Origin of the sequence: Holdemania massiliensis AP2 (genome assembly GCF_000327285.1) — a bacterium.
Lineage (GTDB): Bacteria > Bacillota_I > Bacilli_A > Erysipelotrichales > Erysipelotrichaceae > Holdemania > Holdemania massiliensis.
The window spans coordinates 1,229,806-1,245,703 of the sequence record NZ_HE998567.1 but is presented as its reverse complement, the minus strand read 5'-3'; the positions used below and the strand labels follow the sequence as shown (position 1 = coordinate 1,245,703).

Genomic DNA, 15,898 nt, shown 5'->3' with positions numbered 1-15,898 from the left:
AGGAAAGGGGAATTACGGATGAAAAAACTAATTCAGTTTAAGAATATCGTAAAGGAGTTCGATGGTCAGATCGTATTGAAAGGCGTCAACCTGGACATTTATGAAAATGAATTCGTCACGCTGTTAGGTCCGTCAGGCTGCGGCAAGACGACGCTGCTGCGAATTTTGGGCGGATTTTTGGAACCGACCGAAGGCAAGATTATTTTTGATGGTCAGGATATCAGCCAAGTGCCGCCGTACAAGCGGGAAATCAATACGGTTTTCCAAAAATATGCACTGTTTCCGCATATGAATGTTTATGAGAACATTGCCTTTGGTTTGAAAATAAAGAAGCAATCCAAGGATGTCATCGAGCAAAAAGTGATGCGTATGCTTTCATTGGTCGGGTTGGAAGGCTTTGAGAAGCGCAATGTCACCCTGCTTTCGGGCGGACAGCAGCAGCGGGTGGCGATCGCCCGCGCTTTGGTCAACGAACCGGAAGTTCTGCTTTTGGATGAACCTTTAGGGGCGCTGGATCTCAAGCTGCGCAAAGAAATGCAGCATGAACTCAAAAAGATCCAGAAGGAAGTCGGCATTACGTTTATCTTTGTTACGCATGACCAGGAAGAAGCGCTGACGATGTCGGATAAGATTGTCGTTATGAAGGACGGCGAAATCCAACAGATCGGAACACCGGAAGAAATTTATAACGAACCAGAAAATGAATATGTTGCCCGCTTCATCGGCGAATCCAATATCATCGACGGCGTGATGAAGGATGATTACCGCGTCATGTTTGATGATAAGATTTATGACTGCGTTGATTACGGCTTTAAGAAAAATGAAAACGTCGATATTGTGATCCGGCCGGAAGACATTGATATCGTGCCGCGCGGTCAGGGTATCCTTAACGGTGAGGTTAAATCGCTGTTGTTTAAAGGCGTTCACTATGAAATTATGGTCCAGACTGTATCCGGAACCGCCAAAACGGTAAAAATGCACGTCCTGGCCAATCATGATACGACCAATCCGGAGGCGCACGAAAAAATTTCCGCCAATGACTTCACGATGGATTTAGAAGACGTGGCGGAGATGAGCGATGCCGACGTCATTGCCCGCGCGAATGCCCAGGCATGGGATGAGGAAGATGAATTTGTATCACTGACAACAGTGGATTATGATATCAAACCGCAGCCAGGTACCTATCCTGCGACCTTCGGTACTTCCAAAGGAACGTCGATTACGATCAAGATCAGTGTTGTTGAACCGAAATATGTTGAGGACAACAAGCATAACATCGGCATCACGGCCTTTGATTTTTATAAAACACCGGATGAAATTAAAGAGAGCGTCGCGCTGAACACGGATTTAAAAATGTGGGCCAGCGCCGAAGCCTGGGATTTGGAGGACGACAGTCCCGTTGAAATCAGCGAAGTTAAATATGATTTTGACCCAGAAGAAATTGCCGAAGGTGACTTTGACATCACCTTTGCGACCAAAGGCCGCATCTTCAAGATCCATACAACGGATTTTCAGGAGGAAGGCAAGAAAGTCGATCTCAAATTCGCACCGGAAGACATTCATGTCATGTCCAAGATGGGAGTGTAAGCCGCTATGAAATCCTTTGCGCGCATGCTGTATCCGTATCTGATCTGGATCGCAATTATGATTTTAGCGCCGATGCTTCTGATTATCCTTTACGCCTTTACCAAGCAGGGCAATTCCGTACTGACGCTGCAGTTCACACTCGAGAACTTTGCCCGCTTTTTCTCCGACAGCATCTTTCCCAACGTCTTATGGCGGTCATTAAAAATCGCTCTGATCACAACCGTGATCTGTATTTTATTGGGGTATCCTGCGGCCTATTTTATCGCCAAGCTGGAGGGAAACCGCAAGTCGATTATGGTGCTGTTAATCACCTTGCCAATGTGGATCAACATGCTGGTCAGAACTTATGCTTGGCGCGGCATTCTGCTGAATTTTCCTGTCAGCAGTGAATTTAAAGTGTTTGTCGGCATGGTGTATAACTTTATACCCTTCATGATTTTACAGATTTATACGTCGCTGACGAAAATGGATCAAAGTCTGTTAACCGCGGCCGAGGATCTGGGCGCAAACAAGGTGCAGACATTTCTGCGCGTGACGCTGCCGCTGTCGATGCCCGGCGTCATTTCCGGGATCACACTGGTTTTCCTTCCAGCCGTCTCCAGTTTCTTCATTCCAAAGCTCTTAGGCGGCGGCGATTACGTTCTGGTCGGCAACCTGATCGAAAACTATTTCATTTCTACGGGAGACTGGAACTTTGGTTCGGCGATCTCGCTGATTATGGCAGTGATCATCATGATCTCCATGTTCATTACCAAGAAGGTCGATTATGAGAATAAGGGGGAAACCCGCGCATGAAAAAACTGAAATCCCTGTTCTCCCGATTCTATCTGCTGCTTGTTCTGGCCTTCTTCTATCTGCCGATTCTGTATGTTGTAGTCTTTTCCTTCAATGACAGCAAGTCATTAAGCAAATTTACTGGGTTTTCTCTGCAGTGGTATGAAAAGATGTTTGCCAACCGCACGATTATGGAATCCATCTACTATACCGTGGTGATCGCGGTCATCGCTACGGTTGTGTCGACGATTGTGGGAACGATCGCGGCCATCGGCTTATCCAAATCCCGCCGCATCGTAAAAGAACTGACGCTGCAGATCAACAATCTGCCGATGATGAACCCGGAAATCGTCACGGCGATCGGCTTAATGCTTCTGTTTACTTCATTGAATATCAAAACAGGCTTCATGACGCTGCTGCTGGCGCATATTGCCTTCTGTATCCCCTATGTCATGCTCAGCATCATGCCCAAGCTCAGACAAATGGATCCCAATCTGCCGGAAGCAGCATTGGATCTGGGCGCTACCCCATGGCAGGCCTTAACCAAGGTCATTGTGCCGGAGATCATGCCGGGCATTGTTTCCGGCGCCCTGATCGCCTTTACGATGTCATTTGATGATTTCGTGATCTCCTTCTTTACTACCGGTCCGGGCATTAACAACATTTCGATTTATGTCTACTCGATGTATAAGCGAATCAATCCGAGCATCAACGCGCTGTCCACAATTATTGTGGTGATGATCACCGTCGTTCTGATTCTGGTCAACGTGATTCCAATGATAAAAGAAAGGAAATTAAAGAAAAATGAAAAACTGGATTAAACTGGGGTTATGCGGCTTGATGGTTGTTTCGCTGAGCGGCTGCGGGGGCAGCGGCAAGAGTGATGTTGATCCGCAGGAAGTCTATGGCTGCAGCACGTTAAACGTGTACAACTGGGGTGAATACGTCGGGGAAAACGTCTTGTCCAATTTTGAAAAGCAGTACAATGTAAAAATTAACTATTCTATGTTCGCTTCCAATGAGGAAATGTACACAAAGCTTTTAGGCGGAAGTCAGTACGATGTTCTTGTTCCATCAGACTATATGATCGAACGGATGATTGATGAGAACATGCTTCAGCCGTTGGATAAATCTATGATTCCCAACCTGGCTAATTTAGCGGATGGGGTTAAGGGCTTGTCCTATGATCCGGATAACACCTATTCTGCGCCGTATTTCTGGGGCATGGTCGGCATTGTCTATAACAAAAACAATGTTGATCCGGCCGATGTGGAATCGCAGGGGTTTGATGTTCTGCGTAATGAGAAATATAAAGGTCATGTCTTCGTTTATGACTCAGAGCGGGATTCGTTTATGATGGCGTTTAAAGCGCTGGGTTATTCGATGAATACAGAAAATGAAGATGAGATTCAGGAGGCCTACCAATGGCTTCTGGATATGGATAAGAAGGTGGATCCATCCTATGTGACGGATGAAGTTATCGACGGCATGGTTACGGGTGAAAAAGATATCGCGGTCGTTTATAGCGGCGATGCTGCCTATATCCTTTCGGAAAATGAGGATATGGCCTACTGGCTGCCGGAAGAAGGCACAAATCTGTGGAGCGATGCCATGGTCATTCCAGCCAATGCAAAATGTCCGAAGCTGGCTAACGAATTTATCAATTACATCCTGACGGATGATGCTTCCTATGATAACTCCAGTACTGTCGGCTATGCTTCCAGCAATAAAAATGTTTTGGAAGAAATGAGTGCGCCGGGAGGAGAATATGATGGAAATCCAGCTTACCTGCCACGCGTCGGTTATGCTAAAGATGAAGTGTTTAAGCATAATGAAGTTTTGAAAAAGATCCTGGCGGATCTCTGGATTAAAGTCAAAAATAGTTAAAAGTTTGAACAAGTTATCAACAAATGGACAAGAGGGCGCTGGAAATGAGCGCCTTTTTTGTTTTGAAAAGCCGCAGAAATTCGTTTCATTTTAGCCTTGCATTTTAATAGGAGTTCATATATAATAATAAAGCACAGCGAAATGGTAATGGTACCTTAGCCAAGTGGTAAGGCAATAGACTGCAACTCTGTGATCGCCAGTTCAAATCTGGCAGGTACCTCCAATTTATTGGGGATGTGGCGGAATCGGTAGACGCATCGGACTTAAAATCCGGTGATGGAAACATCGTACGGGTTCGAGTCCCGTCATCCCCACCAATCCTAAAAATCAAGCTGTAAAAAATGAAAAAAGTTGTTGCAATTCAACACTGACTCTGTTATAATAACAAAGCGTTGTTGATAAGAACAACGAAATATGCGCCCATAGCTCAACTGGATAGAGCGTTTGACTACGGATCAAAAGGTTGCGGGTTCGATTCCTACTGGGCGCGCCATTTTATTAAAAAACAGTTCCCGATGGGAACTTATATTTCGGGATGTAGCACAGCTTGGTAGTGCACTTGATTTGGGATCAAGGGGTCGCAGGTTCGAATCCTGTCATCCCGACCATGATTTAAATTTTTGGCGAGGTAGCTTAGTTGGCTAGAGCGTTCGGTTCATACCCGGAAGGTCGTGGGTTCGAGTCCCACCCTCGCTACCATTTGCTTGATTAGGATCTTCGGACCCTTAGCTCAGTTGGTCAGAGCTGCCGGCTCATAACCGGCTGGTCGTAGGTTCGAGTCCTACAGGGTCCACCAAGTCATTCTGGAGGAATACCCAAGTGGTTGAAGGGTCCGGTCTTGAAAACCGGTAGGTCGGGAAACCGGCGCCTGGGTTCGAATCCCAGTTCCTCCGCCATTGAAAATTTATGCTTAGTTATCGCGGGGTAGAGCAGTCTGGTAGCTCGTCGGGCTCATAACCCGGAGGTCGTTGGTTCAAATCCTTCCCCCGCAACCAATGGTTCTGTAGCTCAGTTGGTAGAGCAATGGACTGAAAATCCATGTGTCGCCGGTTCAATCCCGGCTGGAACCACCACTTACTAAAAATCCTGTCATTGACAGGTTTTTTTGTATATAAGACGAGATTTAGAAGTTTAACCGGCGACTGAGGTGGGGGAAGGATGGATTCAGCTGCAGCCCGACAGAGATTCGAATCCAGGCGCAGGTTTTTCCCTGTTTAAAGAGAATCGTAAGCAAGCGGTTTTCAAGCAGGCAAAGCGGATGAAATGACTTGGTGGACCTTGCCCGGCAGCTGTCAAGCTCATCAGGTGAGGGTGGGACTTTGGTCTGCGCCCCCTGTGATCCTGACAACGTGGGATCAAAATGTTGAGAAATACATTAAAGAGTAAAATTATGTTTTAATGAATCCTATTTTAATGCTTAAGAACAGGGAGTACTCCTGTTGGTCAGAGAAGTAGGATACAGAGCGAAAGATACGGGAGGTCTTTTATGACAAATGAAAGAATGAAGCAAAGAATGCGGCTGAACAGTGCGATGACCCAGCTTGTTGCGGATTATCTGCAGGAAAATTCCTGTGCAATACAGCCGGAAATGGTTGAATCTCTCTGCCAAAGCTGTAATAATTCACAAACCGATGCCGTTTATACTTTGTTTTGTATTTTAGCCGGCTTGGATATTGATGATAATCCGCAGCATCGTTATCTTGCGGAACAATATATCAAACCCGGTTTTCGACATTTGTCTGCGGAAGAATATAAAACGGATGCCTATCTGCAGAATATTCATTTTCCAGAAATTTCGCAGGGCAACTGGACAGTACGCTGGGAGTCCTATCATCCTTTTGAAATTTTGATTTATGATGATTATCATGTCGATGAAACAGGTGCGGAATGTCCGCAGCTGGGCTATTTCGATACGGAATATCGTTATCCCTGTGTCTATGAAAAGGGGGTCGAATGGATGAGTGTGATTCCCAGTGAAATCAACACTATGCGGCCTATGCTAGTAAAAGCCTGGGGCAGAGTTCTGGTATGCGGTTTGGGATTAGGCTACTGTGCGTATCATCTTTCACGAAAAGAGAATGTGAAGCAAGTTATCGTTGTCGAAAAAGAAGCGGCAGTGATCAGCTGGTTCAAGGAATGGATTCTGCCGCAATGGGATCATTCTGAGAAATTAACGATTATTCAGGAGGATGCCTTTGCCGTCGTAGATCGCTTAAAGCCTGATGAAATAGATACGATCTTTGTGGATTTGTGGCATAATGCAGCGGATGGGGCACCTTTGGCCCAAGCGATGCAATTGCGAGAGTCACGTCTGCCAAAAACTCAATTTCTTTATTGGTTGCAGACATCCATAAATTCTGTTCTGCGCTGGAATGAAATAATGAATGAAAATGAGGAAATATAAAAAAGAGGAAATTCTACCTAATTGAGGGTAGATTCCTCTTCGTTGGTTTTGGATTTTTTACTTTGCTAAACAATCGACATCAATCAGCTCATATTCACGGGAACCGATACCCAGTGCGGCTGCAGCTTCAATTGTATGAATTCCATGCCGGGATTCGATGCGTTCAATCAGATCTTTCTTGCCTGGATCTTCACATTGATAAACAAGGTCGATGCAGGCCTGATCAAGCGCAACAGGATCGAGCGAAGAGAGAATACCGATATCTCTGACCTTCGGATCTTCTGCTTTTGCACAGCAGTCGCAGTCAACGGACATGTTGCACATTACGTTAATGAATGCGATATTCTCTTTTTCATAATCCAAAATGGATTTAGCCGCATCTGCCATAGATTCCAGAAATTGATCATGATCTGCGGTCCATATGTTCTCCGGAACACCGGCTCCATGAATATAAGCTTTGCCAAAGCTGGAAGCCAGGCCAATTGAGATGTTCTTTAACGCTCCGCCGTAGCCACCCATCGGATGACCTTTGAAATGAGTGAGCACCAGCATGGAATCATAATTTTTCAAATGATTGCCAACATAGTTCTTCTGAATGACATGTCCGCCCTCTATCGGTAATTCCAAATCGCCTTCTTCATCAAGAATGTCAACTGTAAACAATTTAGACCAGCCATGTTTCTCCATTGTATGCCAGTGGGCTTCCGTTGTGTTGCGCTGTCCTTCGTAAGCTGTGTTGCATTCAACAACGGTGCCGTTTACCTTATCAATGATCGGTTTCATAAATTCCGGGCGCAGGAAGTTCTGATTGCCGACTTCACCGCTGTGCAGTTTAACCGCAACTTTTCCTTTCAGTTCACGTCCCAGGATTTCTTCCATTTCAATCATTTTCTCCGGTGTGATGATCTTAGTGAAATAAACTTTAGATTTTTCCATTGGATATGCCTCCTTTTACTTTGGAAAGAGGAAAAAGTCTGTTTCCTCATGATTTTATTGTAACGCTTGAAGTTCACTCCAAGTCAATCCTTTTTTATTGAATCGGAATGATTTTCTTCTTCTTTTATTTCTTTGGCGTTGACATGGAAAATCTTTGTTATACTGGATACAAAAAGGATGGAACAGAACTATGAAATTAAATTGGAATCAGGCTGATTTTCCCTTATCTCGGATGAAAGTGGATTTACCCAATGTTTTCCCGATTTCGATCTTGATTCAAGGATGTCCAGCAGTCGTGCTATTGGATACAGGTGCCTCTTGCAGTGCGGTACGCAAAACAATAGCGCAGTCTGCTGGATTGCATTCATTGCACGAACAAGTTAGCGGTGGCGGAAGTGGCCTGAGAAAGATAGAGGCTGAAAAGTATATGGCGGAGAGTGTACAAATTGGTTCTTTAACTGTTCAGGAACAGACCTGGATGGTATTAGCCGATGAAGCTTTCCGATTTCAGGTGGAACCAGGAAAATTTGTGGAAATCGATGGATTATTAGGTTGGGATGTTCTTCAACATGCCTGTTGGCAATGGGATGAAACTCAGAAACAATTGAGGGTCAGGCCTTCAATACCCGAGAAAAGTGAAATCCATGAGTTTGTGGGCTGGGATAATATGCCAGTTCTGCGAGTCCAAACAAATGATCAGATTATGCTGTGGGGTTTTGACAGCGGGAATACGGATACCAGTGGCGGATCTTTGCTTTATCAGAGTTTGCCAGACACAATGCCCATGGATTTGGAAACGATGATGGGGGTTGATGGCGTGACAGAAGTTCCGGCAAAACGGCTTGATTCTCTACGCTTAACATTCGGCGCGGCAGAGATAATACTTTATCATATTCCGGTATTGAATAGAGTGTTATATCCTGTCACGAAACAGGAAGTTGCAGGATTGTGCGGTGCGGATCTTTTAGCAAGGCGCAGCTGGCGACTTGACTATCCTAATCGACGATTGATTCTAGGAGAATATATGTAAGTTGTTTTTCTATCAATCCACGCACCTCATGAGCGATGCGACGGTTACGCTCGACGAAGGTGGAGCTGTATTTAATGATTTCAATCCACGCACCGCATGAGCGATGCGACCAAAGGCAATAACACCGAACAGGACATGATCAAATTTCAATCCACGCACCGCATGAGCGATGCGACGGTACTGGTTATCCTACTTTGTATCAGATTAATATTTCAATCCACGCACCGCATGAGCGATGCGACATTTTATGTACGCCTACGATGGGGCGACATTAGACATTTCAATCCACGCACCGCATGAGCGATGCGACCAAGAAGTGATAGAAAAAGATGATACACTCAGAGATTTCAATCCACGCACCGCATGAGCGATGCGACGGCGAATCGATCACAAAGCTCTCTGGATCGTCAGCATTTCAATCCACGCACCGCATGAGCGATGCGACAGTTGATAAGAAACTTAAAGATGTATAGATGATTCTTATCTTACTTTTATAATATCGAATCCTCCACTTACTTGCAACAATTTCCTCATATTTCACATAATTCCGGTGCGAACCTCCCTGGGATTTTATGTTCACTTCAGGTTCGCACCAGAATCATAATACAAAGAAAAAGAGGAATTATCAGGATGGAAAATCGTCCCTAATATTCCTCATAAAGTAGTATTCTATAATTAAATTAGTTCAAGAGAAACCTAAATGTTTTCATTATATCCAAGGTCATCATAATTATAATCAATTAGGCATTAAGATTTGTGACAATGGCATATTGGAAACATTTAAGTTTGGTGTTTGGTTCAGCGCTCCAGAAGAAAAATAGAAGACAGAGGCGATCACGATCAGAATGGCAGCTAACTTGCAGAGTGTAGTCAGATTTTTTTGCATTGGGGATTCCCTCCTTTTATTTTCAGCATAAGCGCGAAACGCTCTTTTATTCTTGATCTTACTATAACATATTCATCAGTTTGTTAAATGAACGGCAGCTTAACAATTTATTACAGATTCCTGACGAGGGCAGCGAGAGATTTTGATTATAAGAAAAGCAGAGAAATTGCAGAAAATTCTGCGAATTTTTTTGCGAAAGTGAAAATGCTATGATTCTTTGGTCTCTGTTACGCATGAGACAACATCTGACAAGTTTCGTTGAGATCAATCTCTAAAATAAATCTGATAAGAGGTGGAATTTTGATGAAGGGATACGATTGCTTTTTAGAGAACTTAATGCATCTGATCAAGAGGGGAAGACAAGCGGAGTTTGCACACCGGCTGCGGCCAGAAATCGCTTTGATGACCGACACAGTAGAACTGTTTGGAAGGGAAGCAGCTGCACGTTGGTTGTGGACACAGCCACTGATCATTGCGACAGAGAAACCAAAAATTCAGATGCTGTCTGCTCAGTTGATGCTTCAACAAGGATGGGCTTTTCATGGGAAAGTGAAGCTGAAATATGTACTTGTAGTTGACGTACTCTTAGATCAGCTCGTTCATTTGACATTGTTGAAAGAATCAGATCAGGCTACTGATAAAAACGAAGAGTCGTTACGATTGGAACATCTGCTGAAACAAACTCAGAAATTTTGGCTGGAATGGGATATTCAACAGGATACTCTTCATATCTCTGAAAATTGGCTTGATTATTTACATTCCTCTTCACAAGAAACGCATTCATGGCACAGACTTTCACCTTCCGCTGCTCAAATTGCCAAAATCCGTACACAGCTGCAGCAGGGAAAATCAGTTCCCGAGATGGAGATTCGTTTGAATTGTGGTGAAAAAGGGATGCGATGGTATCGCCTGGAGCTGGTGCTGGAAAAGGATGATCAAGGTCAGCCGTCAAAAGTTTTGGGATTGCTGAGTGACAATGATCAGCAGCAGCGGGAAATTCAATGGCTGCGCCGACTTGCTCATCAAGATTGTTTGACGGGATTGTATAACCGCTTTATGATTCAGCAGCTGATCGAGGAGGCACTGCGTTCAGCTGTGCCAGAACAGCACATGACGCTGGCGGTGATGGATATTGATAATTTCAAGCAGATTAATGATGCATACGGTCATGACTGCGGCGATGAAATGCTGCGTCAGACAGCGCTGCAAATTCGTAAACTGTTTGCCCCTGAAGATTTAGTCGGTCGGATCGGCGGGGATGAATTCGTCATTCTGATGCAGACGACAGGAACCTGTGATCAAGTTAGCGCTCGTTTGGATCGGATCCGTGAACAGCTGCAATGTTTACGTCAGCCGTCGGCCTCATCGCAAGGCGTTTCCTGCAGTATCGGATGCGCCTTCTTTCCAACGCAGGGAACAACCTACAAACAACTCTTTCTAAAAGCCGACGCCGCGATGTATCAAGCTAAACGCCAAGGAAAAAACAGTTGTGTCTTTTATTAATTGATAATGTTCAAGATCTGAAATCCTTGAAGTTGCCATTGGTTTTTCAAGTCAGCGTGGTATGATAAACTTGATGAAATGGAAAACAAGGGGAACGCTGAAATGAAAACAACATTGATTCTCGGATCCACGGTCATTGATATGATTGTTCGGGTCCCCCACCTGCCGGTAACTCAAGAAGATCTGAATACGCGGTCGATGACGATGGCACTGGGTGGCTGTGCTTATAATGTGGCACGGATGCTGCGCCTGTTTCAACTTCCGATTATGCATTGCTCGCCAACCGGCGATGGCCTGTTTGGACAAATTACGGAAAAGCTTTTAAATGAAGAAGGACTGCATCCGGCTGTTCGCGTGAAAGGGCAGGATAACGGTTGTTGTCTGTGTCTGGTCGAGGATAGCGGAGAACGGACATTCTTGTCAACCCATGGAGCTGAATATGGCTTTGATGAACAATGGTTGGCTGATCTCGATCCGGCGCAGCTGGACTATATCTATGTCTGCGGGATTGAACTGGAGGAACCTACGGGTTTAGCCATGCTGAACTGGATCCACACGCATCCCGGCCCGCAGGTCTTTTTTGCTCCTGGAGCCCGATTAATGCATTTGGATGATCGCCGCTGGCAGGCTATCGCTGAATGTCATCCAATCCTGCATTTAAATGAGGCAGAAGCTTTCTGGCTCAGCGGGAAACAAGAAATTCGCAGTGCTGCGGCAGTTTTGCGGGAACGTTTCAAAAATGCTGTAATCATCACCCAAGGAGCTGAAGGGGCAGCCTGCTGCTCAGCCTCCGGAGATTTTTGTCAGATTCAAGGGCAAAGCACGGTCGTTGTGGATACGATCGGCGCGGGAGACTGTCATGCCGGTACCATCCTGGCTGGTTTAAAGCAGGGATGGCCATTGGAAGCAGCTGCAGCGTTAGCCAATGTCATGGCAGCCAAGGTGGTTTCCAGCCCATCCGCGCGGCTGGATGAGGCGGAATTTCAGGACGTATTGACTACCTGGAAGCAAAAAAACGGAAAGGACTTGCCGTCAGCATAAAAGTGCGGTATCCTGTAACCAATTCAAATAAAAGGTGGGAAATAACATGGAAAAGGTAGAAATTCAGGATTTATTAAACTATCGCTTTGTACACAGCTTGGCGGCTTCCGCAAAGCATATTCTTTGTCTTCAGACACAGATGGATAAGGAAGAAAATGGCTACCGCACAAATTTAATGGAACTGAATCCGCAGACAGGCCAGCTGAAAACGCTGATCGGGGATGGACAGGTATCTTCTTTCTGTTTTGAAAATGAAGATACGGTATTGTTTGCGGCGGAGCGCAAATTTCAGGATAAGCCGGAAAAGTATGATCATAAAACCGTTTACTATCGCCTGTCCTTGAACCAGGGGGAAGCGCAGAAAGCTTTCGAAATACCCTATACCGTGCTGCAGCTGCTGCCGGTCGCGGACAGCGATTGGGTTGTTCTGAAAATTCAGGAGAATCTGCATGCCTTAGATCCCAAGACAGCCTCCAAAGAAGAACTGGAAGATGCCCAGGATTATGTGATCCTGCACGAAGTACCGTTTGTTGCCAACGGCGCGGGTTTTATTGATTCAGACCGCTGTGGCTGTCTGGCTTGGAATAAGCGCACTGGCGAGCAGCGGCGAATCACGCCGCCGGGTTATGACTGCGGCCGGATCATCGTGGAAGGACACCGCGTGATCTATACGGGCAAAAACTGGCGCGATGTCATGCCGAAAACCTCGGAGCTAGTAAGCTATGATCTCGATACGCAAAGCAAGCAGACGCTGGTTTCCGAAGGACAGCTGCGCATCGGCGCCATCGCTGCAGAGAATCAGGTCTTGATGTTCATGGCCACCGATATGGCGGCTTACGGCAACGGTACAAGCTGTGATTTCTACCGCTGCAACCTCAAGGAGGGCCGCATTGACAAAGTGCTGGATTATGAATATTCCGTCGGCAGCTGTGTCAACAGCGATGTGCGTTATGGATCAGGAAAAACATTTTTAATGAAAGACGGTGCCTTGTATTTTACGACCACGGTCGGCTATCATACCGAGCTGATAGTGCTGCGGGGAAATCAGCTGGAAAAAGCGGTGGCTTTTAACGGTGCAGTCAGCGGTTTTGACTTCATTGAAAACGGTTTAGTGTTCTGTGCCATGGAACCGGGTCAGCTGCAGGAAATCTACATTGCGGATGGCGCTGGAAACATTACCGGCCATACCCACATCAGCGAAGTCTGTTTGAAAGACAAGGCAATTCAGCCCGTCGAATATGCCGGATTTGTCAATTCCGCAGGGCAGTCGATTGACGGCTGGCTGATTAAGCCGGTTGGCTGGCAGCCGGATCGGAAGTATCCGGCGATTCTGGATATCCATGGCGGCCCGCGGACAACCTATGGTGAGCTGCTGAGCCATGAAATGCAGGTCTGGGCCAGTGCAGGCTATTATGTATTTTTCTGCAATCATCGCGGATCCGATGGTTATGGCGATGCCTTTGCCGATCTGCGGTTAAAATATGGGACGATAGATTACGAAGATATCATGGAGTTTACCGATCACATCCTGGCCCGAAATAGTCAAATTGATCCGCTGCGCTTGGGCGTGACCGGAGGCAGCTATGGGGGCTACATGACCAACTGGATCATCACGCATACCCACCGCTTTGCGGCGGCGGCCAGTCAGCGCAGTATTTCGGATTGGATCAGTGATTATGGAACGTCAGGCATCAGCTATGATGATGATCTGCATGACGGCGGCAAGCCATGGGATCAGATGGAAAAAATGTGGGATCATTCTCCGCTGAAATATGCGGATTTCTGTGAAACGCCAACGTTGTTTATTCATTCCTTTGAGGATTATACCTGCGCTGTATCCCAGGCAATGGAAATGTTTACGGCGTTGAAAATCCTGAATGTTGAAACCCGGGCCTGCCTGTTCAAGGGGGAAAATCATGAACTGTCCCGCAGCGGCAAGCCAATGCACCGCTTCAAGCGGCTGCGTGAAATTACGGATTGGATGAATAAGCATTGTCAGGAATAGCCAAATCCGGCCTTTCGCCGCGGCTCTGCCTGGGCATGGAGCTTTCGCAGCAGCGCTTCTAAACTCTAAGACTAGCAGGAAGAGCGCAGCGATGGTTTTCAAACTGGTTTTCCTGTATAATCAATTACACAGCTGCCGGCAAAGTCCGGCAGTTTCCTTCAGAAAGCGGGGAGAGAAGAATGGAAACAGGAATTTTAATTCTGGCGGCCGTCATAGTCGTCTTGATGGTGGTCATTGTGGTTCAGCTGATCGGAATGAACCGTCGTTTGAGCCAGCTGGAAGCTCAGGATATAGAGAAGAAGCTGACAGCGCTGCAGACCACACTGGCCGAACAGGATCGGCAGAGCCGGCAGGAAATTGTCGATGCCGCTCAGAATGCTGTCCGCTTGGTCGGGGAAATGCTGAGCGCTAATCAGCAGACGGCATTTCAGGCTGAAAGTCAGAAGCTGGACGCGATGAATCAAAGCGTTTTGCAGCAGCAGGCTGCCCAGCGTGAGATGCTCCAGTCCTTAAGCGCGCTGTTAAGCTCGAACCAACAGCAGATTTCAGAACTGCAGAGCCGGAAATTCTCAGAGATCAGCCAGTCGCTTTCAGAAAAGCAGAACACGCTCAATACAGCGATGGCCAATCAGTTCAGCGTGCTGGAAAATCGTCTGAAAACATTTGAAAGCGGCAATGAGCAGAAATTGGAAAACATGCGCCAGACGATTGAAAAACAGCTGACTTCAATCCAGCAGGACAACAACCGCCGGCTGGATGAAATGCGTCAGACTGTGGATGAAAAGCTCCAGAAAACACTGGAAGATAAAATGACCCAATCATTCCAATTAGTCAATGACCGGCTGGAACAGGTGTATAAAGGATTAGGTGAAATGCAGACGCTGGCGGTCGGGGTCGGCGATTTGAAAAAAGTGCTGTCCAATGTCAAAGCTCGCGGGATTGTCGGGGAAATTCAGCTGGGGGCGATTTTAGAGGAAATTCTTTCACCGGAACAATACGCGACGAATGTGGCCACGGTGCCGGGAAGCAAGAACGTCGTTGAATTTGCGATCAAGCTGCCGGGTGAGGAAGATCAGCCGGTCTGGCTGCCGATCGACTCCAAATTTCCGGCGGATGCCTATGCCAATCTGCAGGATGCCTATGATTCCGGCAGTCAGGAAGCGGTGACGCAGGCTGTCAATGTGCTGTCTCAGCGCATCCGTTCCTTTGCGAAAGAGATTCATGATAAATATATTGAACCGCCTTATACGACGGATTTCGCAATTCTGTTTTTGCCGTTTGAGGGATTGTATGCCGAAGTCGTCAACCGCGGCTTAGTGGAAACACTGCAGCGGGATTACCGCATCAACATCGCGGGACCGAGCACGATGGCGGCCTTGCTCAACAGCCTGCAGATGGGCTTTAGAACCTTAGCCATTCAAAAACGCAGCAGCGAAGTCTGGACTGTTCTAGGGGCGGTAAAAACGGAATTCGATAAGTTCCACGACGTTCTCACAATGACGCAGCAGCGGCTGGATCAGGCCAATAAAGAGCTGGATAAGCTGGTCGGTACCCGAACGAGGATGATTCAGCGTAAACTCAAGGCTGTGGATAAGCTGGATCCGGCCCAGTCAGCCCAGCTGCTGGAAGTGAATGCTGAGGACGACATTCCGGTAGAGGCATAAGTTTATCTTTGGGGAATCATTTTCCCATTTCTTGTTCAGTGATGATTAAACAGGAAGGAAACATAAAAAGAGGCAGGTCACGGGAATCTTAATAGTTCCAAGGGACAGGCTTCTTTTCTGTAGATAGGACAACCCAATCCGGAGCTTAGATTGAATTGGCTACGAAAGCTGTCTTTCATGA

The 15,898-nt window shown here is 46.4% G+C and carries 12 protein-coding genes, 9 tRNA genes and 1 CRISPR repeat array; of the genes, 19 read left to right on the top strand and 2 right to left on the bottom strand.

The annotated features are described in order from the left end of the window. Window positions 1-18: 18 nt before the first annotated feature. The 14 genes from potA to BN162_RS05810 all read left to right on the top strand — a co-directional run bounded on the left by potA (window position 19) and on the right by BN162_RS05810 (window position 6,652). Window positions 19-1,587 (top strand): spermidine/putrescine ABC transporter ATP-binding protein, encoded by a 1,569-nt coding sequence (gene potA, locus BN162_RS05875; RefSeq protein WP_020224156.1) that lies wholly within the window; start codon window positions 19-21, stop codon window positions 1,585-1,587. Window positions 1,588-1,593: 6 nt separating this feature from the next. Beyond that, window positions 1,594-2,382 carry an ABC transporter permease gene (locus BN162_RS05870; protein ID WP_020224155.1) on the top strand — a complete coding sequence of 263 codons (789 nt, stop codon included), beginning with the start codon at window positions 1,594-1,596 and terminating at the stop codon, window positions 2,380-2,382. Beyond that, the gene (locus BN162_RS05865) at window positions 2,379-3,182 is read left to right on the top strand and encodes an ABC transporter permease (RefSeq protein WP_040451167.1); all 804 of its coding nucleotides are present in this window, start codon (window positions 2,379-2,381) and stop codon (window positions 3,180-3,182) included. Before BN162_RS05870 ends, BN162_RS05865 begins: the two co-directional genes overlap by 4 nt. Next, on the top strand, window positions 3,166-4,248 hold the full coding sequence (locus tag BN162_RS05860; protein WP_040451165.1) for an ABC transporter substrate-binding protein: 1,083 nt from the start codon (window positions 3,166-3,168) through the stop codon (window positions 4,246-4,248). Before BN162_RS05865 ends, BN162_RS05860 begins: the two co-directional genes overlap by 17 nt. A 149-nt stretch (window positions 4,249-4,397) precedes the next feature. Next, window positions 4,398-4,471: transfer RNA gene (locus BN162_RS05855), tRNA-Cys, on the top strand. 7 nt (window positions 4,472-4,478) lie between these two features. Then, a tRNA-Leu gene (locus BN162_RS05850) sits at window positions 4,479-4,565 on the top strand. Window positions 4,566-4,664: 99 nt separating this feature from the next. Further along, a tRNA-Arg gene (locus BN162_RS05845) sits at window positions 4,665-4,741 on the top strand. Between the two features lie 38 nt (window positions 4,742-4,779). Next, window positions 4,780-4,856: transfer RNA gene (locus BN162_RS05840), tRNA-Pro, on the top strand. A gap of 14 nt (window positions 4,857-4,870) precedes the next feature. Continuing rightward, window positions 4,871-4,947, top strand: a tRNA-Met gene (locus tag BN162_RS05835). A gap of 20 nt (window positions 4,948-4,967) precedes the next feature. Continuing rightward, window positions 4,968-5,044 (top strand) — tRNA-Ile (locus BN162_RS05830). Window positions 5,045-5,053: 9 nt separating this feature from the next. Then, a tRNA-Ser gene (locus BN162_RS05825) sits at window positions 5,054-5,144 on the top strand. Window positions 5,145-5,166: 22 nt separating this feature from the next. Continuing rightward, window positions 5,167-5,243: transfer RNA gene (locus tag BN162_RS05820), tRNA-Met, on the top strand. A 2-nt stretch (window positions 5,244-5,245) separates the two neighbouring features. Next, window positions 5,246-5,321, top strand: a tRNA-Phe gene (locus BN162_RS05815). Between the two features lie 413 nt (window positions 5,322-5,734). Continuing rightward, entirely contained in the window at window positions 5,735-6,652 is a 918-nt protein-coding gene (locus BN162_RS05810; RefSeq protein ID WP_020224154.1) for a polyamine aminopropyltransferase, read from the top strand. 57 nt (window positions 6,653-6,709) lie between these two features. Here the strand turns inward: BN162_RS05810 and BN162_RS05805 are convergent, their stop codons facing one another. Beyond that, the gene (locus BN162_RS05805; RefSeq protein WP_020224153.1) at window positions 6,710-7,588 is read right to left on the bottom strand and encodes a DUF362 domain-containing protein; all 879 of its coding nucleotides are present in this window, start codon (window positions 7,586-7,588) and stop codon (window positions 6,710-6,712) included. Between the two features lie 190 nt (window positions 7,589-7,778). Here BN162_RS05805 and BN162_RS05800 point away from each other — a divergent pair, with 190 nt between their 5' ends. Beyond that, a complete protein-coding gene (locus BN162_RS05800) occupies window positions 7,779-8,618 on the top strand; it encodes a retropepsin-like aspartic protease (protein WP_020224152.1) in 840 nt (279 codons plus the stop codon). A gap of 9 nt (window positions 8,619-8,627) precedes the next feature. Beyond that, window positions 8,628-9,063: a CRISPR direct-repeat array (repeat unit 33 nt; unit sequence ATTTCAATCCACGCACCGCATGAGCGATGCGAC). A gap of 291 nt (window positions 9,064-9,354) precedes the next feature. Here the strand turns inward: BN162_RS05800 and BN162_RS18565 are convergent. Next, window positions 9,355-9,504: a hypothetical protein gene (locus tag BN162_RS18565; protein ID WP_020224151.1), complete on the bottom strand. Its 150-nt coding sequence runs from the start codon at window positions 9,502-9,504 to the stop codon at window positions 9,355-9,357. Window positions 9,505-9,807: 303 nt separating this feature from the next. Here BN162_RS18565 and BN162_RS05795 point away from each other — a divergent pair, with 303 nt between their 5' ends. The 4 genes from BN162_RS05795 to BN162_RS05780 all read left to right on the top strand — a co-directional run bounded on the left by BN162_RS05795 (window position 9,808) and on the right by BN162_RS05780 (window position 15,717). Continuing rightward, window positions 9,808-11,007, top strand: a complete 1,200-nt coding sequence (locus tag BN162_RS05795; protein WP_020224150.1) for a sensor domain-containing diguanylate cyclase — start codon at window positions 9,808-9,810, stop codon at window positions 11,005-11,007. Between the two features lie 102 nt (window positions 11,008-11,109). Continuing rightward, on the top strand, window positions 11,110-12,048 hold the full coding sequence (locus BN162_RS05790) for a carbohydrate kinase family protein (protein ID WP_020224149.1): 939 nt from the start codon (window positions 11,110-11,112) through the stop codon (window positions 12,046-12,048). A gap of 46 nt (window positions 12,049-12,094) precedes the next feature. Further along, the gene (locus BN162_RS05785) at window positions 12,095-14,053 is read left to right on the top strand and encodes an alpha/beta hydrolase family protein (RefSeq protein ID WP_020224148.1); all 1,959 of its coding nucleotides are present in this window, start codon (window positions 12,095-12,097) and stop codon (window positions 14,051-14,053) included. 179 nt (window positions 14,054-14,232) lie between these two features. Beyond that, window positions 14,233-15,717 carry a DNA recombination protein RmuC gene (locus BN162_RS05780; RefSeq protein WP_020224147.1) on the top strand — a complete coding sequence of 495 codons (1,485 nt, stop codon included), beginning with the start codon at window positions 14,233-14,235 and terminating at the stop codon, window positions 15,715-15,717. The last annotated feature ends 181 nt before the right edge of the window (window positions 15,718-15,898 follow it).